At 69.8% G+C, this 24849-nt stretch carries 22 protein-coding genes; 17 read left to right on the forward strand and 5 right to left on the reverse strand.

Annotated features, from left to right (window positions below; translation table 11 throughout):
• The first annotated feature begins 8 nt into the window (after positions 1-8).
• A complete protein-coding gene (locus OG707_RS12820; protein WP_329117590.1) occupies positions 9-986 on the forward strand; it encodes a cation diffusion facilitator family transporter in 978 nt (325 codons plus the stop codon).
• On the opposite strand, the gene OG707_RS12825 is transcribed toward OG707_RS12820, so the two are convergent.
• Together OG707_RS12825 and OG707_RS12830 are read right to left on the reverse strand one after the other, a co-directional pair.
• Positions 956-1744, reverse strand: coding sequence for a phosphatase (locus OG707_RS12825; RefSeq protein WP_329117592.1), 789 nt, complete (start codon positions 1742-1744; stop codon positions 956-958). The two genes, OG707_RS12820 and OG707_RS12825, sit on opposite strands and share 31 nt — an antisense overlap.
• A gap of 50 nt (positions 1745-1794) precedes the next feature.
• Complete coding sequence (locus OG707_RS12830) at positions 1795-2373, reverse strand: SACE_7040 family transcriptional regulator (RefSeq protein WP_329117594.1); 579 nt, start codon at positions 2371-2373, stop codon at positions 1795-1797.
• 99 nt (positions 2374-2472) lie between these two features.
• On the opposite strand from OG707_RS12830, the gene OG707_RS12835 reads away from it, so the two are divergent.
• The 10 genes from OG707_RS12835 to OG707_RS12880 all read left to right on the forward strand — a co-directional run bounded on the left by OG707_RS12835 (position 2473) and on the right by OG707_RS12880 (position 15672).
• Positions 2473-4089 (forward strand): carboxyl transferase domain-containing protein, encoded by a 1617-nt coding sequence (locus OG707_RS12835; protein ID WP_329117596.1) that lies wholly within the window; start codon positions 2473-2475, stop codon positions 4087-4089.
• Between the two features lie 5 nt (positions 4090-4094).
• Positions 4095-6005 (forward strand): ATP-binding protein, encoded by a 1911-nt coding sequence (locus OG707_RS12840; protein WP_329117598.1) that lies wholly within the window; start codon positions 4095-4097, stop codon positions 6003-6005.
• Entirely contained in the window at positions 6002-6937 is a 936-nt protein-coding gene (locus tag OG707_RS12845) for a hydroxymethylglutaryl-CoA lyase (protein WP_329117600.1), read from the forward strand. Before OG707_RS12840 ends, OG707_RS12845 begins: the two co-directional genes overlap by 4 nt.
• Before the next feature lie 6 nt (positions 6938-6943).
• Complete coding sequence (locus OG707_RS12850; protein ID WP_329117602.1) at positions 6944-8098, forward strand: acyl-CoA dehydrogenase family protein; 1155 nt, start codon at positions 6944-6946, stop codon at positions 8096-8098.
• 586 nt (positions 8099-8684) lie between these two features.
• The gene (locus tag OG707_RS12855) at positions 8685-9713 is read left to right on the forward strand and encodes an ABC transporter substrate-binding protein (RefSeq protein WP_329117604.1); all 1029 of its coding nucleotides are present in this window, start codon (positions 8685-8687) and stop codon (positions 9711-9713) included.
• 5 nt (positions 9714-9718) lie between these two features.
• Entirely contained in the window at positions 9719-10591 is an 873-nt protein-coding gene (locus OG707_RS12860; protein ID WP_329117606.1) for a siderophore-interacting protein, read from the forward strand.
• Between the two features lie 114 nt (positions 10592-10705).
• Entirely contained in the window at positions 10706-12142 is a 1437-nt protein-coding gene (locus OG707_RS12865; protein WP_329117608.1) for a pyridoxal phosphate-dependent decarboxylase family protein, read from the forward strand.
• Positions 12126-13388 (forward strand): lysine N(6)-hydroxylase/L-ornithine N(5)-oxygenase family protein, encoded by a 1263-nt coding sequence (locus OG707_RS12870; RefSeq protein ID WP_329117610.1) that lies wholly within the window; start codon positions 12126-12128, stop codon positions 13386-13388. The genes OG707_RS12865 and OG707_RS12870 overlap by 17 nt, the downstream gene beginning before the upstream one ends.
• The gene (locus tag OG707_RS12875; protein WP_329117612.1) at positions 13385-13909 is read left to right on the forward strand and encodes a GNAT family N-acetyltransferase; all 525 of its coding nucleotides are present in this window, start codon (positions 13385-13387) and stop codon (positions 13907-13909) included. The genes OG707_RS12870 and OG707_RS12875 overlap by 4 nt, the downstream gene beginning before the upstream one ends.
• Complete coding sequence (locus OG707_RS12880) at positions 13906-15672, forward strand: IucA/IucC family protein (protein ID WP_329117614.1); 1767 nt, start codon at positions 13906-13908, stop codon at positions 15670-15672. Before OG707_RS12875 ends, OG707_RS12880 begins: the two co-directional genes overlap by 4 nt.
• A gap of 69 nt (positions 15673-15741) precedes the next feature.
• Here the strand turns inward: OG707_RS12880 and OG707_RS12885 are convergent, their stop codons facing one another.
• Positions 15742-17337, reverse strand: a complete 1596-nt coding sequence (locus tag OG707_RS12885) for a beta-N-acetylhexosaminidase (RefSeq protein ID WP_329117616.1) — start codon at positions 17335-17337, stop codon at positions 15742-15744.
• Positions 17338-17470: 133 nt separating this feature from the next.
• Between OG707_RS12885 and OG707_RS12890 the strand changes: the two genes are divergently transcribed.
• The 3 genes from OG707_RS12890 (at position 17471) to glmS (ending at position 20553) form a co-directional block, all read left to right on the forward strand.
• Entirely contained in the window at positions 17471-18346 is an 876-nt protein-coding gene (locus OG707_RS12890) for a DUF4429 domain-containing protein (RefSeq protein ID WP_329117618.1), read from the forward strand.
• A gap of 85 nt (positions 18347-18431) precedes the next feature.
• Positions 18432-18707: a hypothetical protein gene (locus OG707_RS12895; RefSeq protein ID WP_329117620.1), complete on the forward strand. Its 276-nt coding sequence runs from the start codon at positions 18432-18434 to the stop codon at positions 18705-18707.
• A 28-nt stretch (positions 18708-18735) separates the two neighbouring features.
• On the forward strand, positions 18736-20553 hold the full coding sequence (glmS, locus tag OG707_RS12900) for a glutamine--fructose-6-phosphate transaminase (isomerizing) (protein WP_329117622.1): 1818 nt from the start codon (positions 18736-18738) through the stop codon (positions 20551-20553).
• Between the two features lie 100 nt (positions 20554-20653).
• Here glmS and OG707_RS12905 read toward each other — a convergent pair whose 3' ends face one another.
• A complete protein-coding gene (locus OG707_RS12905) occupies positions 20654-21223 on the reverse strand; it encodes an acetate uptake transporter (RefSeq protein WP_329117625.1) in 570 nt (189 codons plus the stop codon).
• A 133-nt stretch (positions 21224-21356) separates the two neighbouring features.
• Positions 21357-21878, reverse strand: coding sequence for a universal stress protein (locus OG707_RS12910; protein WP_329117627.1), 522 nt, complete (start codon positions 21876-21878; stop codon positions 21357-21359).
• Positions 21879-22200: 322 nt separating this feature from the next.
• On the opposite strand from OG707_RS12910, the gene OG707_RS12915 reads away from it, so the two are divergent.
• The 3 genes from OG707_RS12915 to orn all read left to right on the forward strand — a co-directional run bounded on the left by OG707_RS12915 (position 22201) and on the right by orn (position 24796).
• On the forward strand, positions 22201-22581 hold the full coding sequence (locus OG707_RS12915) for a hypothetical protein (protein ID WP_329117629.1): 381 nt from the start codon (positions 22201-22203) through the stop codon (positions 22579-22581).
• A gap of 391 nt (positions 22582-22972) precedes the next feature.
• Positions 22973-24184 carry a helix-turn-helix domain-containing protein gene (locus OG707_RS12920; protein WP_329117631.1) on the forward strand — a complete coding sequence of 404 codons (1212 nt, stop codon included), beginning with the start codon at positions 22973-22975 and terminating at the stop codon, positions 24182-24184.
• Between the two features lie 9 nt (positions 24185-24193).
• Positions 24194-24796, forward strand: coding sequence for an oligoribonuclease (orn, locus tag OG707_RS12925; RefSeq protein WP_329117633.1), 603 nt, complete (start codon positions 24194-24196; stop codon positions 24794-24796).
• The last annotated feature ends 53 nt before the right edge of the window (positions 24797-24849 follow it).

A 24849-nucleotide genomic window follows, 5' to 3' on the forward strand; every position in this document is an offset into this window, starting at 1 on the left:
GTCAGACCATGTCTGATGTGGAGTCGGAGAGCACTGAGCCCGAGGAAAGCGGCGAGAGCGTAGGGACCGTCATCGTCGCGGTCGTCACCAACCTCGGCATCGCCGTGGCCAAGGCGATCGGCGGCATCGTCAGCGGCTCGTCCGCGATGCTCTCCGAGGCCGCCCACTCGGTGGCCGACACCGTCACCGAGGTCCTGCTGCTCGCCGCCCTGAAGCGCAGCGAGAAGCCGGCCGACGAGGCCCACCCGCTGGGCTACGGACCCGAGCGCTACATCTGGGCGATGCTCGCCTCCATCGCCACCTTCGTCGGCGGCGCGGTCTTCGCGATCTACGACGGCATCCACACGCTCGTGCACGGCGAGGACCCCGGCAACCCCACCCTCTCGTACATCATCCTGGCGATCGCCTTCCTCCTGGAGGGCTACTCGCTCCTGGTCGCCTGGCGCCAGATGAAGGGCGAGGCGGCCCGCTTCCGCGCCCCGCTCGCCGTCTATGTGCGCGACACCCCGGACACCGCGGTCAAGGCGGTACTCCTGGAGAACGTCGCCGCCCTCATCGGCCTGCTCCTTGCCGCGGGCGGCCTGCTCGGCGGCCAGCTGACCGGGTCGGGCATCTTCGACGGCATCTCGTCGATCCTCATCGGCCTGCTGCTGGTCTGGGTGGCCTGGGAGCTGGGCCGCTCCAACGCCGACCTGCTGATCGGCCGTGCGCTGCCGGAGAAGATGCGCGACGAGGTGCGGGCGGAAATCCTCTCCGTACCGCATGTGGAGGCCGTACTGGAGCTGACCACGATCGTGCAGGGCCCCAAGGAGATCCTGATCGCGGCGAAGGTCGACTTCCGGGACGTGTCGACGGCCGAGGAGATCGAGTGGGCCTGCGAGGAGGCCGAGGAGCAGCTGCGCGAGCGCTTCCCGGCCATCCGGCGGGTCTATCTGGACCCGACCCCCGGGCTGCATCAGGTCAGGCCGGCGGCGCCCAGCAAGTAGGCGGTCATCGGCTCGTAGAAGAACGGGTCGATGACGTGGTCGTCGAGGGGCACGGTGACCTGCATCGTCCCCTCGGCCTCGCCGATGAACAGGGCGGGGTCGTTGCAGTCCGCGTAACCGACCGAGTCGATGCCCCGCTGCCCCGCGCACCCCGCCCACCCGTGGTCGGCGACGACCAGATCGGGCAGCGGACGCCCCTCGCGCTCCAGGCCGTCGAGGATCGCGGTCATCGGCTCGGGCGCGTGCGTGTGCCACAGGGTCGCGCCCCGCTCGAAAACGGCGACCCCGCCGAACTGCACCACGCAGCCCTCGTCGGTCGTCAGCCCCTCCGGAATGCGCACCACCTCGCACCCGGCCCTCCGCAGGGCCCGCCCCGTCTCCCCGTGTACGTCGAGGAGCGCGCCGGGGTGCCCGGTCGCGATCAGCACCCGCTGCCGCCCCTCGGCGGCCTTCCGCAGCCGCGCCGCCATCCGGTCGAGCCCGTCGACGGTCAGCTCCACGTCGATGGTGTCCTGGCCGCTGCGGTGCTCGGGGTCGTCGACGACCCCGCAGCGCTCGGCCATGACGGCGAGCACGTCCTGCTCGTCCGTCCAGCGGTCGCCGAGCTCCAGGCCGAGCCAGTAGTGACGGTCGCCGTTGGCGAGCTTGCGGTAGTGGGAGAGGTTGTTGTCGCGGGGAGTGGCGACCTCTCCGGCGATCCGCGTACGGACGAGGTGGTCGACGAGGTCGGCGCGGCTGGGAATCCCGGATATCGGCATGGGCCCATTGTGCCGCGCGGGGCGAAAGGCCGTACGCCCGCAGCCCGCCCTCAGCCCGACAGGGCGGCGAACGCTCCGTGTGCGAGGCGGCGCAGCAGGGCCTCGGTGGCGGGGCGGCCGAGGGAGCCCAGGTGCGGGGTGGAGTTGAGGAGGCCGAAGACGGCGTGGACCGCGACGCGGGCCTCTGCCTCGGGGGCCGTGGGGTGGATTTCCCTTACGACACCGACCCAGAGCTCCACGTACTGGCGCTGCAGCTGGCGCACCAGCTTGCGGTCGCTGTCGCGCAGGCGGTCGAGCTCGCGGTCGTGGAGGGTGATGAGGGGACGGTCGTCGAGGGCGAAATCGATGTGGCCGTCGATGAGCGCGGACAGTACGTCCTGCGGGCCGCCCCCGGTCTCGGCCACGCGGCGCTTGCCGCCGTCGAGGAGGCGGCCGCTGATGCCGACGAGCAGCTCGGCGAGCATCGCGTCCTTGCCGGCGAAGTGGCGGTAGAGCCCGGGGCCGCTGATGCCGACTGCGGCGCCTATCTCGTCGACGCCCACGCCGTGGAATCCACGGGCTGCGAAGAGGCGGGCGGCCTCTTTGAGGATCTGCTCGCGGCGGGTCGGGGCGTCCGTCCTGGTGGTCATGGATTCGATTCTAGACAGTGGGGGTTAGCGAGCGTTAACCTGAACGCGACGTGTTAACGCTCATTAACAGAGCAGACCGTACAGAGGGGGCTCGAAGCGATGCAGCAGGCACCGGTGCTGGCCAGCGCGGCCGACCCCGCCTCGGAGGCCTGGCGGGCCAATGAGGCGGCGCACGAGGCGCTGGCCGAGGAGCTGCGGGCCAAGCTGTCCGCGGCCCGGCTCGGGGGCGGCGAGAAGTCCCGGGCCCGGCATGTGGCGCGCGGCAAGCTGCTGCCCAGGGACCGGGTCGACGGGCTGCTCGACCCCGGATCGCCCTTCCTGGAGCTGGCGCCGCTCGCGGCCGACGGGCTGTACGGGGGCGCGGCACCCGCGGCCGGGGTGATCGCGGGGATCGGGCGGGTCAGCGGGCGCGAGTGCGTGGTCGTCGCCAATGACGCCACCGTCAAGGGCGGTACGTACTACCCGATGACGGTGAAGAAGCACCTCAGGGCGCAGGAGGTGGCCCTGGAGAACCGGCTGCCGTGTATTTATCTGGTCGACTCGGGCGGCGCGTTCCTGCCCATGCAGGACGAGGTCTTCCCCGACCGGGACCACTTCGGGCGGATCTTCTACAACCAGGCGCGGATGTCGGGGGCCGGGATCCCGCAGATCGCGGCCGTCATGGGCTCGTGCACCGCGGGCGGTGCGTATGTGCCCGCGATGAGCGACGAGGCCGTGATCGTGCGCGGTCAGGGGACCATTTTTCTCGGCGGACCGCCGCTCGTGAAGGCGGCGACGGGCGAGGTCGTGACGGCGGAGGAGCTGGGGGGCGGCGAGGTCCACTCCAAGGTCTCTGGTGTCACCGACCATCTCGCCGAGGACGACGCGCATGCGCTGCGGATCGTACGGACGATCGCCTCGACGCTGCCGGAGCGGGGTCAACTGCCCTGGAGCGTTGAGCCTGTTGAGGAGCCGAAGGTTGATCCTGCGGGGTTGTACGGGGCGGTTCCGGTGGACTCCCGGACGCCGTACGACGTGCGGGAAGTGATCGCGAGGGTCGTCGACGGGTCGCGATTCGCCGAGTTCAAGGCGGAGTTCGGGACAACGCTGGTGACGGGCTTCGCGCGGATCCACGGCCACCCGGTGGGGATCGTCGCCAACAACGGGATCCTGTTCTCGGAGTCCGCCCAGAAGGGCGCGCACTTCATCGAGCTGTGCGACCAGCGCGGCATCCCGCTCGTCTTCCTGCAGAACATCTCCGGCTTCATGGTCGGCCGGGACTACGAGGCGGGCGGCATCGCCAAGCACGGCGCCAAGATGGTGACGGCGGTCGCGTGCGCGCGGGTGCCGAAGCTGACGGTGGTCGTGGGCGGTTCGTACGGAGCGGGCAACTACTCGATGTGCGGGCGCGCTTATTCGCCGCGCTTCCTGTGGATGTGGCCGAACGCCAAGATCTCGGTGATGGGCGGCGAGCAGGCGGCTTCGGTGCTCGCGACGGTGAAGAAGGACCAGATCGAGGGCCAGGGCTACACCTGGCCGGCCGACGACGAGGAGGCCTTCAAGGCCCCGATCCGCGCCCAGTACGAGCAGCAGGGCAACGCCTACTACGCGACCGCCCGGCTCTGGGACGACGGGGTCATCGACCCCATGGAGACCCGGCAGGTCCTGGGTCTGGCACTGACCGCGTGTGGCAACGCGCCGCTGGGTGAGCCCGGCTACGGCGTCTTCCGGATGTGATGGGGATGGGAATGTTCGGTTCAGTGCTGGTCGCCAACCGGGGCGAGATCGCGGTCCGCGTCATCCGCACGCTGCGGGAGCTGGGCGTGCGATCGGTGGCCGTGTTCAGCGACGCGGACGCGGACGCCCGTCACGTACGGGAGGCGGACACGGCGGTCCGGATCGGCAGCTATCTGTCGGCCGACGACCTGGTGGACGCGGGCCGGCGGGCGGGCGCGGAGGCGGTCCACCCGGGGTACGGATTCCTCGCGGAGAACGCGGCGTTCGCGGAGGCGTGCGCGGCGGCCGGGCTGGTCTTCATCGGCCCGCCCGCATCCGCCATCGCGCTGATGGGCGACAAGATCCGGGCCAAGGAGACGGTCTCGGCGTACGGGGTGCCGGTCGTCCCCGGCGGCTCCGGGCCCGAACTGGAGGAGATCGCCCGCAAGATGGGCATGCCGGTGCTGCTGAAGCCGTCGGCGGGCGGCGGCGGCAAGGGCATGCGGCTGGTGCGCGACGAGGCGCTGCTCGGCGACGAGATCGCGGCGGCGAAGCGCGAGGCGCTGAACTCCTTCGGCGACGACACGCTGCTGGTGGAGCGGTGGATCGACCGTCCGCGCCACATCGAGATCCAGGTCCTGGCCGACGGCCACGGCAATGTGGTGCACCTGGGCGAGCGCGAGTGCTCGCTGCAGCGACGCCACCAGAAGGTCATCGAGGAGGCGCCGTCGGTCCTGCTCGACGAGGCGACGCGGGCCGCGATGGGCGAGGCTGCGGTGCAGGCGGCGCGGAGCTGCGGGTACGAGGGCGCGGGGACGGTGGAGTTCATCGTCCCGGGCGACGACCCGGCCTCGTACTACTTCATGGAGATGAACACGCGCCTGCAGGTCGAGCACCCGGTGACGGAGCTGGTGACCGGGCTGGACCTGGTGGAGTGGCAGCTGCGGGTCGCGGCCGGCGAGGAACTCCCGTACGGGCAGGGCGACATCACGCTGACGGGGCATGCGATCGAGGCGCGGATCTGCGCTGAAGATCCTGCTCGCGGGTTCCTCCCCTCGGGCGGAACGGTCCTGTCGCTGCGCGAGCCGCAGGGGCACGGGGTGCGGACGGACTCCGGGCTGAGCGAGGGCACGGAGGTCGGGAGCGCGTACGACCCGATGCTGTCGAAGGTCATCGCGTACGGCCCGGACCGCGCGACCGCGCTGCGCAAGCTGCGGGCGGCGCTGGCGGAGACGGTGACGCTGGGCGTGCCGACGAACGCGGGCTTCCTGCGGCGGCTGCTGGCCCATCCCGCGGTGGTGGCAGGCGAGTTGGACACGGGTCTGGTGGAGCGGGACGCGGAGGGGCTGGTCCCCGACGGGGTCCCGGAGGAGGTCTACGCGGCCGCTGCGGCGGTACGGGAGGCCGACTTGGCCCCGGTTTCTGCCAGCGGCTGGACGGACCCGTTCTCGGTGCCGAGCGGCTGGCGGCTGGGCGGGGACGCGGTGCGGGTCGGGCACTGGCTGCGTATCGCGGGACAGGAGCCGGTGCAGGTGCACGCTTCGGGCGGACGGGTCGAGGAGCGCACGGTCTCCGTCACGGTCGACGGGACGGTGCACACCTTCCACCGGGCCGGTGACTGGCTCGGCAGGGACGGCGACTCCTGGCACGTGCAGGACCACGACCCGGTGGAGGCGGCGCTGCACGGAGCGGGAGGCTCCGGGACCGGCAGCCTGACGGCACCGATGCCGGGGACGGTGACGGTGGTGAAGGTGGCGGTCGGCGACCAAGTAGCCGCAGGCCAGGGCCTGTTGGTGGTGGAGGCGATGAAGATGGAACACCTGATCTCCGCCCCGCACGCGGGCACGGTCACCGAGCTGGACGTCAGGGCGGGCGTCACGGTCGCGATGGACCAGGTGCTGGCCGTGGTGACCCCGGACGAGGAGGAGACGGCATGACGCTCCCGATGGTCGTACCGGCGCAGGACCTTCCGGCGAGGGTCCGTATCCACGAGGTGGGTGCGCGCGACGGGCTGCAGAACGAGAAGGCGGTCGTGCCGGTGGAGGTGAAGGCGGAGTTCATCCACCGCCTGGCCGAAGCGGGTCTGACGACGATCGAGGCGACGAGCTTCGTGCACCCGAAGTGGGTGCCGCAACTGGCGGACGCGGAGCAGCTGTTCCCGCTGCTCGGGGACATGGAGGGTGTGGCCCTCCCCGTCCTGGTCCCGAACGAGCGGGGCCTGGACCGGGCACTCGCGCTCGGGGCGCGCAGGATCGCGGTGTTCGCGAGCGCCACGGAGTCCTTCGCGAAGGCCAACCTCAACCGCACGGTGGACGAGGCGCTGGGGATGTTCGCCCCCGTGGTGGCCAAGGCGAAGGCGGACAAGGTCCATGTGCGCGGCTACCTGTCGATGTGCTTCGGCGACCCCTGGGAGGGGGCCGTGCCGGTGGCGCAGGTGATCAGGGTCGCGAAGGCGCTGATGGACATGGGCTGCGACGAACTGAGCCTCGGCGACACGATCGGCGTGGCGACACCGGGCCACGTCCAGACGCTTCTGGCGGGCCTCAACGAGGCGGGTGTGCCGACGAGTTCGATCGGCGTGCACTTCCACGACACGTACGGCCAGGCGCTCTCCAACACCCTGGCCGCGCTGCAGCACGGGGTGACCACGGTGGACGCGTCGGCGGGCGGCCTGGGCGGCTGCCCGTACGCGAAGTCCGCCACCGGAAACCTCGCCACCGAAGACCTCGTGTGGATGCTCGACGGCCTCGGTATCGACACCGGGGTCGACCTCGGCCGGCTCACCGCCACAAGCGTGTGGCTGGCCGGCGAACTGGGCCGACCGAGCCCTTCCCGTACCGTCCGAGCCCTCTCCCACCAGGAGCAGTGAACAACGATGGACCACCGTCTCTCCCCTGAGCACGAAGAACTCCGCCGCACGGTGGAGGCGTTCGCGCACGATGTGATCGCGCCGAAGATCGGCGACTTCTACGAGCGGCACGAGTTCCCGTACGAGATCGTCCGCGAGATGGGGCAGATGGGCCTCTTCGGCCTGCCCTTCCCGGAGGAGTACGGCGGCATGGGCGGCGACTACCTGGCGCTGGGGATCGCCCTGGAGGAGTTGGCCAGGGTCGACTCCTCGGTCGCGATCACGCTCGAAGCGGGCGTCTCGCTGGGCGCGATGCCGATCTACCGCTTCGGCACGGAGGCCCAGAAGAACGAGTGGCTGCCGAGGATGTGCGCGGGCGAGGTGCTGGGCGCGTTCGGCCTGACGGAGCCGGACTGCGGCAGCGACGCGGGCGGTACGCGCACGACAGCCGTCCTGGACGGCGACGAGTGGGTGATCAACGGCTCGAAGTGCTTCATCACCAACTCGGGTACGGACATCACGGGCCTGGTGACGGTCACGGCGGTGACGGGCCGCAAGGAGGACGGCCGCCCGCGCATCTCCTCGATCATCGTCCCGTCGGGGACACCGGGCTTCACGGTGGCGGCCCCGTACTCGAAGGTCGGCTGGAACGCGTCGGACACGCGTGAGCTCTCCTTCTCCGACGTCCGCGTCCCGGCGGCGAACCTGGTGGGCGAGGAGGGCCGCGGCTACGCCCAGTTCCTGCGCATCCTCGACGAGGGCCGGGTGGCGATCTCGGCGCTGGCGACGGGCCTGGCGCAGGGCTGCGTGGACGAGTCCCTGTCGTACGCGAAGGAGCGCAAGGCGTTCGGCCGCCCGATCGGCGACAACCAGGCGATCCAGTTCAAGCTGGCGGACATGGAGATGAAGGCCCACACGGCCCGCCTGGCGTGGCGCGACGCGGCGTCCCGCCTGGTGGCGGGCGAGCCGTTCAAGAAGGAGGCGGCGCTGGCGAAGCTGTACTCGTCGACGGTGGCTGTGGACAACGCGCGTGAGGCGACGCAGATCCATGGCGGGTACGGGTTCATGAACGAGTATCCGGTGGCGCGGATGTGGCGGGACTCCAAGATCCTTGAGATCGGCGAGGGCACGAGCGAGGTGCAACGGATGCTGATCGCACGGGAGATGGGGCTCTCGGGCTGAGGCGAAACGGCCGGGGGCGGTAAGCGACCTTCGGCCGCTTGTCCTCAATCGCCGGACGGGCTGGTTTTGCCTGGAGGGGGCCTGCACACGTGGCCCGTGCTGTGCGGACCCGCACACGTAGCCAGTACTGAACGCACTCGCACAAAAAGGAGCCCACGCCAGGCAAATTCAAGCCCCTCCGGCGATTGAGGAGCGGGGGTCCGGGGGCGGAGCCCCCGAACGGGGGCGCAGGGGGCGAAGCCCCCGCACACCGGGGCCCGGGGGTCTGGGGGCTTGCCCCCAGCTTCGGGAAGGGGCGGGATCGGGGAAAGCCTCCCCGCCCCCGCAAACCGTTCGACACCCCGCCGCCCAACTTGGCAGGCCGCCGGTCGGGCCACCCTCCAGCGTCTCCGTATCGACCGCACGCAGTGGGAGGCGGCCCGCCCCACAGCCGACGTCACCATCACCGGGCTGGAGGGGTGTCTCAGCCAGTTCACAGGCTGAGGAGTACGAGGAGGGGGCCCTCTGGACACACAGCAAGGTTAGGCTAACCTACCCAGGAACTTGCCCGGTGGCCCCCGCCACGTATGGAAAGCAGAGCCCTGCCATGTCCTCCACCGCCCGCGCTTCCCACTTCTCCCGTCGCGGCATCCTCGCCGCCGGCGGCGTCATCGGCATCGGCGCCGCCCTCACCGCCTGCGGCGGCAGCGACGACAAGAAAAAGTCGGGCAGCGCCGCCGAGGACTCCGGCCCCTGGGCCTTCACCGACGACCGCGGCACCAAGGTGACAGCCAAGTCGACGCCCAAGAACATCGTCGCCTTCACCGGCACCGCCGCCGCCCTCCACGACTACGGCATCGAGGTCAAGGGCGTCTTCGGCCCGACCAAGGCCGCCGATGGCAAGCCCGACGTCCAGGCCGGTGACCTGGACATCTCGAAGCTGACGATCCTCGGCAACGTCTGGGGCGAGTTCAACGTCGAGAAGTACGCCACCCTCGCGCCCGACCTCCTCGTCACCGACATGTGGCAGAAGGACGCGCTCTGGTACGTCCCGGACGAGTCCAAGGCGAAGATCCTCAAGCTCGCCCCCTCCGTCGCCCTCTGGGCCGCCGAGGTCAACATGGCGAAGGCCCTGCAGCGCCGCGCCGACCTCGCGAAGTCCCTCGGCGCCGACCTCTCGACGGCGAAGTTCACGGACGCCAAGGCCGCCTTCGAGAAGGCCGCGGCCCGCCTGCGCGCCGCCGCGAAGTCGAAGCCGAACATCAAGGTCCTGATCGGCTCCGCCTCCAAGGACCTGCTCTACGCGTCGGTCCCGAAGATGTCCGCGGACACCCTCTACTTCCAGGAGCTCGGCGTGAACTTCGTCGAGCCGAAGGCCAACGCCCAGGGCTTCTTCGAGGAGCTGAGCTGGGAGAACGCGGACAAGTACAAGGCCGACATCATCATGATGGACAACCGCGCCTCCGCCCTCCAGCCGTCCGCCCTCACGGACAAGCCGACCTGGGCCGCGCTGCCCGCGGTCAAGGTCGGCCAGGTCGTCCCCCGTACGACGGAGCCCATCTACTCGTACGCGAAGTGCACCCCGATCCTCGACGACCTCGCCAAGGCCATCGAGAACGCCAAGAAGGTGAGCTGACCCCAGTGCCGACTGCCGCAGCCCCGACGAAGACCTCCCCCGAAATCGCGCCGTTCCGCCTCTTCGGCCTGCAGGTCGTCGGGGCGCGGCGGATCAGTCCCTCCCTCATGCGCGTCACCTTCGGCGGCGAGGAGTTGAAGGACTTCTACGCCGGGGGCCGCGACCAGAGCATCACGCTCTTCCTGCCGCACCCCGGCCAGCACGAGCCGGTGCTGCCCGCCTCCTACGAGCCCGCCACCTGGTACGCCGAGTACCGGTCCGTGCCCGAGGACGTCCGGGCGGTGATGCGCTCGTACACGGTGCGCGCCCAGCGCCGGCACCCGCGCGAAGAGATCGACATCGACTTCGTCCTCCACGAGGCGGCGTCCGACGCCGCGAGCGTGGGCCCCGCCTGCCGCTGGGCCGCGCAGGCCGCCCCGGGCGACCGGGTCGCGGTCATCGGTCCCACCGTCGCGGAGAACACCGCCGTACGTTTCCAGCCGCGTGAGGGCACGGACTCGGTCCTGATCTGGGCCGACGAGACGGCCCTCCCCGCCGCCGCCGCGATCCTGGAGTCGCTCCCCACGGGCACAACTGCCCGCGTCTGGCTGGAAGTTCAGCACACCAAGGACCGCCAGGCGCTGACGACGGCCGCCGACGCACGCATCACCTGGCTCGTACGGGACGAGGGCGCACCCCAGGCCCTCGACGCCGTACGCGAGGCCGAACTGCCCGGCGCACGCCCCTATGTGTGGATCGCGGGCGAGTCCGGGTCGGTCAAGGAGCTGCGCCGTCATCTCGTACGGGAGCGCGAGCTGGACCGGCGCGACATCACGTTCGTCGGCTACTGGCGCCGGGGCCTGAGCGAAGAGCAACTCCGCGAGGAAGCAGCGGCGTAACGGCCGAAACGGAACCACTCCGGAGGGGGTGGGGGTGCGAAGCACGGTGAGGTTAGGCTAACCTAACTAACGCTTCGCACCCCCACCCCCTTCTCCCTGCCCGGAGGACCGTTCATGCGCTCACACCTGCTCAATGACACGACCGCGGAGCAGTACCGCCGCTCCGCGACCGAAGCAGTCGAGCGGGTGGCAGCCCAACTCGCCGCCACCAAAAGGCCCTTCACCGGCGTCTCCCCCGACGAGCTCTCCCCGGCCGTCGACGCCGTAGATCTGGACCGGCCGCTGGGCGACACCTCCGCCGCTCTCGACGAGCTCCAGGAGGTCTACCTCCGCGACGCCGTCTACTTCCACCACCCCCGCTACCTGGCCCACCTCAACTGCCCGGTCGTCATCCCCGCCGTCACCGCCGAGGCCGTCCTCTCCGCCGTCAACTCCTCCCTCGACACCTGGGACCAGAGCGCCGGCGGCACCCTGATCGAGCGCCGCCTCATCGACTGGACCGCCGGCCGCATCGGTTACGGACCGACCACCGCCGACGGCGTCTTCACCAGCGGCGGCAGCCAGTCCAACCTCCAGGCGCTGCTGCTCGCCCGCGAGGAGGCGAAAGCCCAACACCCCTCGGATCTCCGGGTGTTCACCTCCGAGTGCAGCCACTTCTCCGTACAGAAGTCGGCCAAACTCCTCGGCCTGCCGCCCGAGTCCGTCGTGTCGATCCCCGTCGACCACAACAAGCGCATGCAGACCGTGGCACTCGCCCGCGCCCTTGAGCGCTGCGCCGACGAAGGCGCGATCCCCATGGCGGTCGTCGCCACCGCCGGCACCACCGACTTCGGGTCCATCGACCCGCTGCCGGAGATCGCCGCGCTCTGCGCGCAGTACGAGACCTGGATGCACGTGGACGCCGCGTACGGCTGCGGACTCCTCGTCTCCCCCACCCGCCGCCACCTCCTGGACGGCATCGAGCACGCGGACTCCGTCACCGTCGACTACCACAAGTCCTTCTTCCAGCCGGTGAGTTCGAGCGCGCTCCTGGTCCGCGACGGCGTCACCCTGCGCCATGCGACGTACTACGCGGACTACCTCAACCCGCGCTCGGCGCCCGTCCCCAACCAGGTCGACAAGTCCCTCCAGACCACCCGCCGCTTCGACGCCCTCAAGCTGTGGATGACGCTGCGCGTGATGGGCGCGGACGGCATCGGCGGCCTCTTCGACGAGGTCGTCGACCTGGCCGAGCAGGGCTGGGCGCTCCTCGCCGCCGACCCGCGCTTCGACGTCCCTGTGGAGCCGCAGCTCTCCACGCTCGTCTTCCGCTACATCCCCGACAACGTGACCAGCCCGGCCGAGATCGACCGCGCCAACCTCTATGCACGCAAAGCGTTGTTCGCCTCGGGCGAGGCCGTCGTGGCAGGCACGAAGGTCGGCGGCCGCCACTACCTGAAGTTCACCCTCCTCAACCCGCAGACGACCGTCGCCGACATCGAAGCGGTCCTCGACCTCCTCGCCGGACACGCCCGCCAGTACCTGGGAGACTCCCTTGTCCACGCCTCATGACTTCATCGCGATCGGCCTCGGCCCCTTCAACCTGGGCCTCGCCGCGCTGACGGAACCCATAGACGAACTCGACGGTCTGTTCCTCGAATCGAAGCCGGACTTCGACTGGCACAGCGGAATGTTCCTGGAGGGCTCCACGCTCCAGACCCCGTTCATGTCGGACCTGGTCACTCTCGCCGACCCGACGTCGCCCTTCTCCTTCCTCAACTACCTGAAGGAATCGGGGCGGTTGTACTCCTTCTACATCCGCGAGAGCTTCTATCCGCTCCGCGAGGAGTTCAACGACTACTGCCGCTGGGCGGCCGCGAAGATCCCCGCGATCCGCTTCAACGAGACGGTGACGGAGGTCAGTTACGACGAGGGAGCCGCGCTCTACTCCGTGACGACTGCGAGCGGCGCCACGCACCAGGCCCGCAAACTGGTCCTCGGCACCGGCACCCCGGCGTACGTCCCCGACTCCTGCCGCGACCTCGGCGGCGACCTGATCCACAACTCCCGTTACCTGGACGGAAAAGCAGCCCTCCAGCAGAAGGAGTCGATCACGATCGTCGGCAGCGGCCAGAGCGCGGCCGAGATCTACTACGACCTCCTCCAGGACATCGACGCCCACGGCTACGCCCTGAACTGGGTCACCCGATCGCCGCGCTTCTTCCCGCTCGAATACACCAAGCTCACGCTCGAGATGACGTCGCCGGAGTACGTCGACTACTTCCACGCCCTCCCCCCGGCGACCCGCGACCGTCTCAACACCGCCCAGAAGAACCTCTACAAGGGCATCAACAGCGAGCTGATCGACGCGATCTTCGACCTGCTGTACGCGAAGAACCGCAGGGGCCCGGTCCCGACCCGCCTGATGACCAACACAGCACTTCAGAGCGCCAGTTACGACCACGGCACGTACACCCTCGGCCTCCGCCAGGAGGAGCAGGGCAAGGACCTCACCCTCGCCACCCAGGGCCTGATCCTGGCCACCGGCTACAAGTACGAGGTCCCCGCCTTCCTCGCCCCCGTACGCGACCGCATCAACTGGGACGACCAGGGCCGCTTCGACGTCCACCGCAACTACAGCATCACCCCGGACGCCTCGATCTACGTCCAGAACGCCGAGCTGCACACCCACGGTTTCGTCGCCCCCGACCTCGGCATGGCGGCGTACCGCAACTCGACGATCATCCGCGAGCTGCTCGGCGGCCGCGAGTACTACCCGGTCGAAAAGGCCATCGCTTTCCAGGAGTTCGCCGCATGATCCCGATCACGTTCCGCCCCCTCGATCCCCTCACCGACTCCGAGCTCGTCCACAGCTGGGTCACGCACCCCAAGGCCGCGTTCTGGCTGATGCAGGACGCATCGCTCCCCGACATCGAGCGCGAGTACATGGGCATCGCGGCCTCCCCCCACCACGACGCGTACATCGGCCTCCACGACGGCGCCCCCGCCGTCCTCATGGAGCGCTACGACCCCGAGCACATCGAACTCAAGGGCCTGTACGAGGCCGAGGAGGGCGACGTCGGCATGCACTTCCTCGTCGCCCCGACCGACACCCCGATCCACGGCTTCACACGCGCCGTGATCACCGCGGTCATGGCGGAGCTCTTCGCGGACCCCGCGACGCGCCGCGTCGTGGTCGAGCCGGACGTGAGCAACACCGCCGTCCACACCCTCAACAAGGCCGTCGGCTTCGAGATCGTCCGCGAGCTCCAGAAGCCGGAAAAACTCGCCTACTTGAGCATATGCACCCGCCGAAGCTACGAAGAGGCGATCCGATGAGCACCCAGCCCGACCACCTCACCCCCGCCCTCTGGGCCGAGGCCAACCGCCTCCTGGTCCGCAAGGCGCTCGCCGAGTTCTCGCACGAGCGGCTGCTGACGCCCCGCCCGCTCGGCGGCGACGGCAGGTACGCCGTCACCAGCGACGACGGCGCGACCGAGTACCGCTTCACGGCGGCCGTCCTGACGCTCGACCACTGGCACATCGAGGCCGGCTCGATCTCCCGCCACCGAGCCGACGAACCCGAACTCCCCCTGGACGCCCTGGACTTCTTCATCGAGTTCCGAGGCGCGCTCGGCCTCTCCGAGAAGGTCCTCCCCACCTACCTGGAGGAGATCTCCTCCACCCTCTCGGGCACGGCGTACAAACTCACCAAGCCGCACATCCCGGCCGCCGAACTGGCCCGCGCCGACTTCCAGTCCATCGAGACGGGCATGACGGAGGGCCACCCCTGCTTCGTGGCCAACAACGGCCGCCTCGGCTTCGGCGCGGACGAGTACCTCGCGTACGCCCCCGAGACCGCGACCCCCGTCCACCTGGTCTGGCTGGCGGCCCGCCGCGACCGGGCGACGTTCACGGCGGGCGCGGACCTGGACTACGACACGCTGATCCGCACCGAGCTCGCGCCCCGCACCCTGGCGCGCTTCGAGCGCACGATGACGGCGCAGGGCCTGGACCTGGCCGACTACTTCCTCATCCCCACGCACCCCTGGCAGTGGCAGAACAAGCTCTCGGTCACCTTCGCGGCGGAGGTGGCGCAGCAGCGGCTGGTGCACCTGGGACCGGGCGACGACGCGTACCTCGCCCAGCAGTCGATCCGCACCTTCTTCAACACCACGGACCCCTCCAAGCACTACGTCAAAACAGCCCTCTCCGTCCTCAACATGGGCTTCATGCGCGGCCTCTCCGCCGCGTACATGGAGGCGACCCCGGCGATCAACGACTGGCTGGCCCAGCTCATCGCCGCCGACGAGACCCTCTCCTCCACGGGCCTGACGGTCATCCGCGAGCGCGCGGCGATCGGCTACCACCACCGCCAGTACGAGGCCGCCACCGCCAAGGGCTCCCCGTACCTGAAAATGCTCGCCGCGCTCTGGCGCGAGAGCCCGGTCCCGAACCTGGCCCCCGGCGAACGCCTCGCCACGATGGCCTCGCTCCTCCACACGGACCGCGAGGGCGCGTCCCTGGCGGCGGCCCTGATCGAGGAGTCGGGCCTGTCCCCGCAGGAGTGGCTGCGCGGCTACCTCAAGGCGTACTTCGTCCCGCTCCTGCACAGCTTCTACGCGTACGACCTGGTCTACATGCCGCACGGCGAGAACGTGATCCTGGTCCTCAAGGACGGCGCCGTGCAGCGCGCGATCTACAAGGACATCGCGGAGGAGATCGCGGTAATGGACCCAACTGCCGTACTCCCCAAGGCAGTCGAGCGGATCCGCGCGGACGTCCCCGAGGACCTGAAGATCCTCTCCCTCTTCACGGACGTCTTCGACTGCTTCTTCCGCTTCCTCAACGCGACGCTGGTGACGGAGGGCGTACTGGAGGAGAAGGACTTCTGGAGCACGGTGGCGGACACGGTCCGCGACTACCAGGAGGCGCACCCCCAACTGGCGGAGAAGTTCCGCCAGTACGACCTCTTCGCCCCCGAATTCACCCTGTCCTGCCTGAACCGCCTGCAGCTCCGCAACAACCAGCAGATGGTCGACCTGACGGACCCGGCAGGTGCCCTCCAACTGGCCGGCACCCTGCAGAACCCGATCGCCTGAGCCTGAGCCTGAGCCTGAGCACACCGGTGCCCCGGGAGAGCTCCTCTCCCGGGGCACCGGCCCAAGCCCCTACCCCGCCGGCCAGGGCACCACCGGCGACCGGTAGTAGTCGATCCCCAGCGCCTCGAAACGCGGGCCCTGCTGGGCCAGGCGCACCTTGTACGCGTCCCAGTTGTGCGTGGACGCCGGCGACCAGCCCAGCTCGGCGATCCCCGGCAGACGCGGGAACGCCATGAACTCGATCTCGTCGCTCTTCGTCAGCGTCTCCGACCAGATCGGCGCCTCGACACCCAGGACCGACTCGGCCGGGACCCCCTTCACGAAGGTCGCCGGGTCCCAGTTGTAGGACTTGTCGACCTCGACATAGCCCGCCCACGACAGCCCCAGCGGGGTCTTCGCGTCGTACTTCATGTCCAGGTACGCGCGGTTGGCGGGCGACATCACCAGCTTCGTGCCCGCCTTCGCCGCCGCGACCACGTCCGCCTCGTTCCCGTCCGTACCCCAGTACTGCGCGACCGCGCCCTTCACCGGGTTGCCCCCGACGATCTGGTGCCAGCCCATCACGGTCTTGCCGTACTTCTGGACGATGGCCTGCGCCTTCCCCATGTACGTCTGGTAGTCCGCCGGACTCGTCGAGTGCGCCTCGTCCCCGCCGATGTGGAGGTACTTGCCCGGCGTGATCGCCGCCAGCTCACGCACCACGTCGTCGATGAAGTCGTACGTCACCGGCTTGCCCGCGCACAGCGAGCTGAAGCCGACCTCCGTGCCCGTGTAGAGCGGCGGCGCGACACCGTCGCAGTTGAGCTCCGCGTACGAGGCGAGCACCGCGTTCGTGTGGCTGGGGGTGTCGATCTCGGGGACGACCTCCAGATAGCGCGAGGCCGCGTACCGGATGATCTCCTTGTACTCCGCCTGCGTGTAGTAGCCGCCCTTGCCGCCGCCGACCTGGGTCGAGCCGCCGTAAGTGGCAAGCCGGGGCCAGGACTTGATGGCGATGCGCCAGCCCTGGTCGTCGCTCAGGTGCAGATGCAGTTTGTTGATCTTGTAGAGCGCCATCTGGTCGATGTACCGCTCGACCTGCTCGACGGTGAAGAAGTGCCGCGAGACGTCGATCATCGCGCCCCGGTAGGCATAGCGCGGAGTGTCCGTGATCGTCCCGCCCGCGACCTTCCACGGCCCCGGCTGCCGGCTGTCCTTCTCCACCGACGCGGGCAGCAGCTGGCGCAGCGTCTGCACGCCGTGGAAGAGCCCGGCGGGCTTGCGGGCGGTGATCGTGACGCCGTGCGCGCCGCTGACCAGGCGGTAGCCCTCGTCGCCCAGGCTCTTCTCGTACGCACTGATCCGCAGCCGGATCCCGTCGCCGCCTCCGCCGCCGGTGACCGGCAGCCGGTAGCCCGTGGAGGGCCGCAGCACCCCGGCCAGATACGACCCGATCGCGCGCACCTCGCGCGGTCCTTCGGCCTGGATCCGGGTCCGGCTCGTGATCGCGTACGCGGATCCGCCCGGCGCGACCGCGGCGGGCGCGGGCACGATCTGGTCGAGCGCACGGACCTCCGGAGCAGTGGCGGAGGCGGGAGCTTCGGTGGCGCCGATGCAGGAGACTCCGGCCGCCGCGAAGAGCAGCAGCGAACCGAGCAGTCGGGGGAATGTTCTGTGCTGTCTCACAAGCGGGTCCCTTTCGACGGGGTCGCGCGACTGTGGTGCAGAGCAACTGAACGACACCATGGGAACCGCCCGCCCCACCCGCGGTCAAGGTGTAGACCACTTCCGCCCGGCAGCCGGTGCAAGAATCGGCACCATGGCGGAAATCATCCAGAAGGACGGGACCTGGACCTTCGACGGGGACACGGTCCGCATCGTGCCCGGTCGCGACAAGGGCGTCAGCCTGCTGCGGCAGACGCTCGGTGAACTGGCCGTCCCCCTGGGCGCGTTGGCGGGCATCGCGTTCGAGTCCGGCAAGAAGGGCGGCCGTCTGCGGCTCCGGCTGCGCGACGGCGCCGACCCGCTGCTGCAGGTCACCGGGGGCCGGCTGGAGGGCGCCAACGACCCGTACCAGCTGGCCGTCGACTCCGACCGCTCGGGCGTCGCCGAGTATCTGGTCGACGAGGTCCGCAACGCCCTCCTCCTCGACCAGGTGCCCACGGGTCCCGTCGACCGCTTCCTCCTCCCTGGGCCTTCCATCCCTGTCTCGGCCGCCGCCGGGGATGGTTCCGTCACCTTCGACGGGGAGCAGATCCGCATCGAGTGGAACTGGAAGACCGAGGAGTCCAAGCGCTCGGCGGGGCCGGTGACGATCCCGCTCAAGGACGTCCAGAAGGTGAAGTGGCAGCCGTCCGCCGGACTGGAGAACGGCTTCCTCCGCTTCGTCGTCCCGCAGGCCGCGACCACCGCCCCCGCCAAGTACGACCTGCACGCCGTCGAGCTCTGGGGCTTCAAGAAGGACCCGCTGATGGCACTCGTCGGGGCGGCGGTCGCGGCCCGTCTCGACCGCGGTGAATCCGTCCTGACCGGCCCCGCCGACAGCACACCCGCCCCACCGGCGCCCGCGGACCCCGCCGACCACGACGTCCTGCTCCGCCGCCTCCGCGAGCTCGGCGAGCTGCACCAGGCCGGAATTCTCGACGCTGATGAGTTCAAAGAGGCGAAACAAGCCATCCTGAAGCGACTCCAGTAGACGCTTCAGCGCCGTTTGGCGTCACTTCTGCCCGAAAGCGGGCAGAAATCTTGCAAAGCACCTCCTGGGCCCGCAGTATCAGCGAGTGCTCGAAACACGTCCGTCGTACGACGACCTCATTGACCACCTGGTCCGCTCCACCGCGCTGCAACGTGGTGAGGCCGCCCGGGTGATCCTCGACGTGCTCGCGTATTTCGACGAGACGACCGAGGAATACGTCCGCCGCCGCCACCGTGAGCTGCAGTCCGGCGGACTCAACAACCCGGACATTTTCGAGCGGATCTCGGACGAGCTGCCTCATCGTGCAGTGGCACCGCCCGAGCTCTCCCTGCGGCAACTGCGCCGCATGATCTACGGCTAGTACGGCCAGAACGACCTGAAGGAGCGATATGTGCGGAATCGTCGGGTACATCGGAAAGCGTGACGTGGCACCGCTGCTGCTGGAGGGCCTGCAGCGGCTCGAATACCGCGGTTACGACTCCGCGGGCATCGTCATCACGGGCCCCAAGGCCGCCGGTCTCAAGACCGTCAAGGCCAAGGGCAGGGTCCGCGAGCTGGAGTCCCGGATCCCCAAGCGATTCGCGGGGACCACGGGCATCGCCCACACCCGCTGGGCCACCCACGGCGCCCCGAGCGACGAGAACGCACACCCTCACCTGGACACCGAGGGCAAGGTCGCCGTCGTCCACAACGGCATCATCGACAACGCCACCGACCTGCGCGCCAAGCTGATCGCGGACGGAGTCGTCTTCGCCTCCGAGACCGACACCGAGGTACTGGTCCACCTGATCGCCCGCTCCACCTCCCCCACCCTGGAGGAGAAGGTCCGCGACGCGCTGCGGATCATCGAGGGCACGTACGGCATCGCCGTCCTGCACGCCGACTTCCCCGACCGCATCGTCGTCGCCCGCAACGGCTCGCCCGTGGTGCTCGGCATCGGCGAGAAGGAGATGTTCGTCGCCTCGGACGTCGCGGCCCTGGTCTCGCACACCCGCCAGATCGTCACGCTGGACGACGGCGAGATGGCGACGCTGAAGGCCGACGACTTCCGTACGTACACGACCGAGGGCTCCTCCACCTCGCCGACGCCGATGACGGTGGAGTGGGAGGCCGCCTCGTACGACATGGGCGGCCACGACACGTACATGCACAAGGAGATCTCCGAGCAGGCGGAGGCGGTCGACCGCGTCCTGCGCGGCCGGATCAACGACCGGTTCGCCACCGTCCACCTGGGCGGGCTGAACCTGGACGCCCGCGAGGCGCGCGGCGTGCGCCGGATCAAGATCCTTGGCTGCGGCACGTCGTACCACGCGGGCCAGATCGGCGCCCAGCTCATCGAGGAGCTGGCCCGCATCCCCGCGGACGCCGAGCCGGCCTCGGAGTTCCGCTACCGCAACCCGGTGGTCGACCCGGACACCCTGTACGTCGCGGTCTCGCAGTCCGGCGAGACGTACGACGTGCTGGCCGCCGTCCAGGAGCTGAAGCGCAAGGGCGCCCGCGTCCTCGGCGTGGTGAACGTCGTCGGCTCGGCGATCGCCCGCGAGGCGGACGGCGGGATGTACGTCCACGCGGGCCCGGAGGTCTGCGTCGTCTCCACGAAGTGCTTCACCAACACGGTCGTCGCCTTCGCGCTCCTGGCCCTGCACCTGGGCCGCATCCGCGACCTGTCGGTCTCCGACGGCAAGCGGATCATCGAGGGCCTGCGCCGGCTGCCCGGCCAGATCGACGAGATCCTCAAGACCGAGGGCGAGATCAAGAAGCTGGCCAAGCACTACGCCGAGGCCAAGTCGATGATGTTCATCGGCCGGGTCCGGGGCTACCCGGTGGCCCGCGAGGCGTCGCTGAAGCTGAAGGAGGTCTCGTACATCCACGCCGAGGCCTACCCCGCCTCCGAGCTGAAGCACGGCCCGCTCGCGCTGATCGAGCCCGCGATGCCGACGGTCGCGATCGTCCCCGACGACGACCTGCTGGAGAAGAACCGGGCGGCGCTGGAGGAGATCAAGGCCCGCAACGGCAGGATCCTCGCGGTCGCGCACCAGGAGCAGGAGAAGGCGGACCACACGATCGTGGTCCCGAAGAACGAGGACGAGCTGGACCCGATCCTGATGGGCATCCCGCTCCAACTCCTCGCGTACCACACGGCGTTGCACCTGGGCCGAGACATCGACAAGCCCCGCAACCTGGCGAAGTCGGTCACGGTCGAGTAGGCCCGTCCCAACACGAGAGCGACCCCCGTGCGCGCCACCATGCGCACGGGGGTCGCTCTCGTAAGCGCCGACACCGCCCATTGCGTCAGCGCATTGCTGCTCAGCCGGTGGCCGTCACCCCCCGGCCGGCAGCGCGTCCGGGAACGGCCGTCGGCCATTTGGCGAGGGCGGCCGTGGCGGCGTACCAGGCGGCGAGTCCGGCGACCGCGGCGACCCAACCGCCCGCCTTGGCAAGGCTGTTGTTGTCCGCGAAGGCCGCCACCGCCAGGAGGACCAGCGAGGCGAAGAGGAGTCCGTAGGTCCCCTGAGAGAGCAGCCCGCTCCCCGCGGCGCCCAGGGTGAGGCTCAGTGCGAGCAGCGCCCACAGCAGCAGGAAGAGTCCGGCGGCGTGCGCCGAGACCTGGTTGTCGGAGGCGGCGGCCCAGGTGAACCAGAAGGCGCCGAGGCCGCTGAAGGCCGTACCGGAGAAGGAGTTGCCGGCCCGGAACTCGAGGAGTCCCGCGATGAACAGTGCGATGCCGCCCACGTACGTGGCGATCGGAACGGCGTTGGCTGTGGTCACGCCGTCGATCACACCCGTGGCTCCGATGCCGAAGGCCAGCAGGGTGAGGCCCAGGGCGAGTTGGCCGAGAGTCGATGTGGTGCTTCCCGCAGAGACGTCGTTGTCCACGGCGGGCTCCCTTCAAGTGCAGTGGTGCTGCTTCCCAGCGACCGTTATGTACCCTTCACAAGGGCACAATCCACCTCTACGCACGGGTAGTTTTCGCGCCGTCGACCACGGTCAAGCGGGAGTTGACGCCAAATCAGGGAATGACGATGACGGGCCGCTGCGCACGCCGCGCGAGCCGCCCCGCGACGGACCCGAAGATCCGCCCGACGATCCCATGGGTCGACCCCACCACGATCGCGTCGGCCGAGTACTCCCGGCCGACCTCCTCCAGCTCGTGGCAGATGTCGCCGCCGCGCTCGACGAGGATCCAGGGGACCTCGGACAGATAGTCCGCACAGGCCAGTTCGAGTCCGAGCACCTCGGTGCGGTGGTCCGGCACGTCGACGAAGACGGGGGGCTCACAGCCGGCCCACACCGTGGTCGGCAGCCGGTTCGCGACATGGACGATGATCAGGCCGGAGCCCGACCGGAGCGCCATGCCGATGGCGTAGGCGAGCGCACGCTCGCTGGAGGTCGACCCGTCGAAGCCGACGACGACTCCGTGCCGAAAGGCCGGGTCGCAGGCATGACGTGTCTCTTCTGCCGCCTGGAGGTCCGACGAGGGGTCGGCAACCTGCTTGCGGTCCGCGGGTTCGGAGTATTCGTAACCGGCCATCGGCGTCTCGGCGAAGGAGATCCTCTGAGGAGGGAACGGGAAGCAAAACCTAATCGGCAGTGGAGTTGTGTCCGGGAATCATCTTCCCAACCCCATACCCCCAAGGGTACGGCGACACTCCTCTCCTGCCCAGAGCCTGCCGAACCACTCCGGCGTTCCAGGGAGCATGCACGAGCGGGCACCCCTTAGGCAATGCCTGTTGGCATTTACAGCTTTGTCCCACCTCCGCCGCCCGGCCGCCCCACAGTGACCGAAGGCGCTTTCTCCCCGTTGTTCCCACCGGCTGTACCCGCCACCGCCCAGGGAGCCCAGGGAGCCCGCAGTGTCTGCACCGCCGACCGTCCCCGCCCCGCCGCGCGGCCGACGCCGCGCCCCCGGACCGTCCCCCGCGGCCCCGCCCGCCGCTCCCCCGGAACCGCTCTCGGACTCCGGCGCCGAGGTGGTCCGCTGGGCGGCGTTCTGCTGCGTCCTGGTCCCGGTCGTCCTCCTTGTCTACGGAACGGGGTTCGTCACCGCCCTCCTGGCCGCCCTCGGACTGGCCGCCGTGACCGCCGTCAGCCGGCTGCTGCTGCTCCACTCCGAGCGCACCGCGGCACGACTGATCGCCGAGCAGTCCGCACCCCATCGCGGCCGGCACGGACGGACGGGCTCCGGGGCGCACCGGGGCGGCCGTCACGCCGGCGGGAGTGCGCCGGAGGACTGACTGATTCGCACACACGCCCCTGGTACTTTTCAGCCAACTTCACTGCACCGTCCAGACCTTGGCGGAATGACCCGCCAACCCCCGTGCCACCAGGGATGAAAGGACCATCGCAAGCCGTTGCACCCTACGGGGACGGGCCATGCGCGTGAGGCGTACTTCCCTGCGCGGCCTGTGAGTGGAACGCTTCGTGATCGAATGCTTCACGCCAAGTTGCCTTGTCGACATAGTGCCGTGGGCCGAACTTGTCACGGCGCCACCACGGGACACAGTAGATTCGATCATGGCCAGAGGACGGCGGGGGATCTCGTGCAGGACCGAGGGGCAACAGCGTGCAGGAGCAACAAGCTCGCAATAAGCAGGGAGCCGTGAGCAACGAGGGGGGCTTAGCGCCATGAGCCAGGGCCAGGACTCCACCGCCGCACCAGAGGCCGCGCGGAAGCTCTCCGGGCGTCGCCGCAAGGAGATCGTCGCTGTGCTGCTGTTCAGCGGCGGCCCCATCTTCGAGAGTTCCATTCCGCTCTCCGTCTTCGGCATCGACCGCCAGGACGCGGGGGTTCCGCGCTACCGGCTGCTGGTCGCCGGCGGCGAGGAGGGACCGCTGCGGACCACGGGCGGGCTCGAACTGACCGCTCCATACGGCCTGGAGGCGATCGGGCGGGCGGGCACCGTCGTCGTACCCGCGTGGCGGTCGATCACCTCACCGCCGCCGTCCGAGGCGCTCGACGCGCTGCGCCGCGCGCACGAGGAGGGCGCGCGCATCGTCGGTCTGTGCACCGGCGCGTTCGTGCTCGCGGCCGCCGGCCTGCTCGACGGGCGCCCGGCGACCACGCACTGGATGTACGCGCCGACGCTCGCCAAGCGCTACCCCTCGGTCCACGTCGACCCCCGGGAGCTCTTCGTCGACGACGGCGACGTGCTCACCTCCGCGGGCACGGCGGCCGGAATTGATCTCTGTCTGCACATCGTCCGCAGCGACCACGGCACGGAGGCGGCCGGGGCACTGGCCCGCCGCCTCGTCGTACCGCCGCGGCGCAGTGGCGGCCAGGAGCGCTATCTCGACCGGTCGCTGCCGGAGGAGATCGGCTCCGACCCGCTGGCCGAGGTCGTCGCCTGGGCGCTGGAGCACCTCCACGAGCAGTTCGACGTGGAGACACTGGCCGCGCGGGCGTACATGAGCCGCCGTACGTTCGACCGCCGCTTCCGCTCCCTGACGGGCAGCGCGCCGCTGCAGTGGCTGATCACCCAGCGGGTGCTGCAGGCCCAGCGGCTCCTGGAGACGTCGGAGTACTCGGTCGACGAGGTCGCGGGCCGCTGCGGCTTCCGTTCCCCGGTGGCCCTGCGTGGCCATTTCCGGCGGCAGCTGGGGTCCTCCCCGGCCGCGTACCGGGCCGCGTACCGCGCCCGCAGGCCGCAGAGCGAGCCCGCGTCGGCGGTGGCCACGGTGACGGAGACGGTGGTCCCCCCGGCCCGCCGGGCGGCGGCCGCGGCCGCTCCGTCGGCCCCGGCGGCGACGTCCCCGGCCCCACCGGACCCGGGCAAGCCGAGCTCCGATACGTACGCTCCGGGGCGTCCGGCGGTGCCTGGGCAGCGGAGTGCCCCATAAGGTAGACGCATGAACGATCGCATGGTGTGGATCGACTGCGAGATGACCGGGCTCTCGTTGACGGACGACGCACTCATTGAGGTGGCCGCACTGGTCACCGACTCGGAGCTGAACGTGCTCGGTGAAGGGGTGGACATCGTGATCCGCCCGCCCGCCGAGGCGCTGGAGACGATGCCCGACGTGGTGCGCAGGATGCACACCTCGTCGGGTCTCCTCGACGAGCTGGCGGAGGGCACCACCCTCGCCGACGCCGAGGCACAGGTCCTCGCGTACGTACGTGAACACGTCAAGGAACCGGGCAAGGCTCCGCTCTGCGGGAACTCGGTCGGCACCGACCGCGGATTCCTCCTGCGGGACATGCCCGACCTGGAGGGCTTCCTCCACTACCGCATCGTCGACGTCTCCTCGGTGAAGGAACTGGCGCGGCGCTGGTACCCGCGGGCGTACTTCAACAGCCCGGACAAGAACGGCAACCACCGGGCGCTCGCCGACATCCGCGAATCCATCGCGGAACTGCGCTACTACCGGGAGGCGGTCTTCGTCCCGCAGCCCGGACCGGACTCGGAGACCGCGAAGGCGATCGCGGCGAAGCACGTCCTGCCTGCGGATTAGCGTTCCGCGAGGGCCCGGGAAAAGGGGGGCGCGAGCACCCTCCCGGACCCTGT

It is taken from the genome of Streptomyces sp. NBC_01465, from assembly GCF_036227325.1.
Lineage (GTDB): Bacteria > Actinomycetota > Actinomycetes > Streptomycetales > Streptomycetaceae > Streptomyces.

Bases quoted from the DNA above. Each gene is read 5' to 3' on its own strand.
- OG707_RS12820 (WP_329117590.1), top strand. From the start codon at position 9: ATGTCTGATGTGGAGTCGGAGAGCACTGAGCCCGAGGAAAGCGGCGAG.
- OG707_RS12825 (WP_329117592.1), bottom strand. From the start codon at position 1,744: ATGCCGATATCCGGGATTCCCAGCCGCGCCGACCTCGTCGACCACCTC.
- OG707_RS12830 (WP_329117594.1), bottom strand. From the start codon at position 2,373: ATGACCACCAGGACGGACGCCCCGACCCGCCGCGAGCAGATCCTCAAA.
- OG707_RS12835 (WP_329117596.1), top strand. From the start codon at position 2,473: ATGCAGCAGGCACCGGTGCTGGCCAGCGCGGCCGACCCCGCCTCGGAG.
- OG707_RS12840 (WP_329117598.1), top strand. From the start codon at position 4,095: ATGGGAATGTTCGGTTCAGTGCTGGTCGCCAACCGGGGCGAGATCGCG.
- OG707_RS12845 (WP_329117600.1), top strand. From the start codon at position 6,002: ATGACGCTCCCGATGGTCGTACCGGCGCAGGACCTTCCGGCGAGGGTC.
- OG707_RS12850 (WP_329117602.1), top strand. From the start codon at position 6,944: ATGGACCACCGTCTCTCCCCTGAGCACGAAGAACTCCGCCGCACGGTG.
- OG707_RS12855 (WP_329117604.1), top strand. From the start codon at position 8,685: ATGTCCTCCACCGCCCGCGCTTCCCACTTCTCCCGTCGCGGCATCCTC.
- OG707_RS12865 (WP_329117608.1), top strand. From the start codon at position 10,706: ATGCGCTCACACCTGCTCAATGACACGACCGCGGAGCAGTACCGCCGC.
- OG707_RS12875 (WP_329117612.1), top strand. From the start codon at position 13,385: ATGATCCCGATCACGTTCCGCCCCCTCGATCCCCTCACCGACTCCGAG.
- OG707_RS12880 (WP_329117614.1), top strand. From the start codon at position 13,906: ATGAGCACCCAGCCCGACCACCTCACCCCCGCCCTCTGGGCCGAGGCC.
- OG707_RS12890 (WP_329117618.1), top strand. From the start codon at position 17,471: ATGGCGGAAATCATCCAGAAGGACGGGACCTGGACCTTCGACGGGGAC.
- glmS (WP_329117622.1), top strand. From the start codon at position 18,736: ATGTGCGGAATCGTCGGGTACATCGGAAAGCGTGACGTGGCACCGCTG.
- OG707_RS12910 (WP_329117627.1), bottom strand. From the start codon at position 21,878: ATGGCCGGTTACGAATACTCCGAACCCGCGGACCGCAAGCAGGTTGCC.
- OG707_RS12920 (WP_329117631.1), top strand. From the start codon at position 22,973: ATGAGCCAGGGCCAGGACTCCACCGCCGCACCAGAGGCCGCGCGGAAG.
- orn (WP_329117633.1), top strand. From the start codon at position 24,194: ATGAACGATCGCATGGTGTGGATCGACTGCGAGATGACCGGGCTCTCG.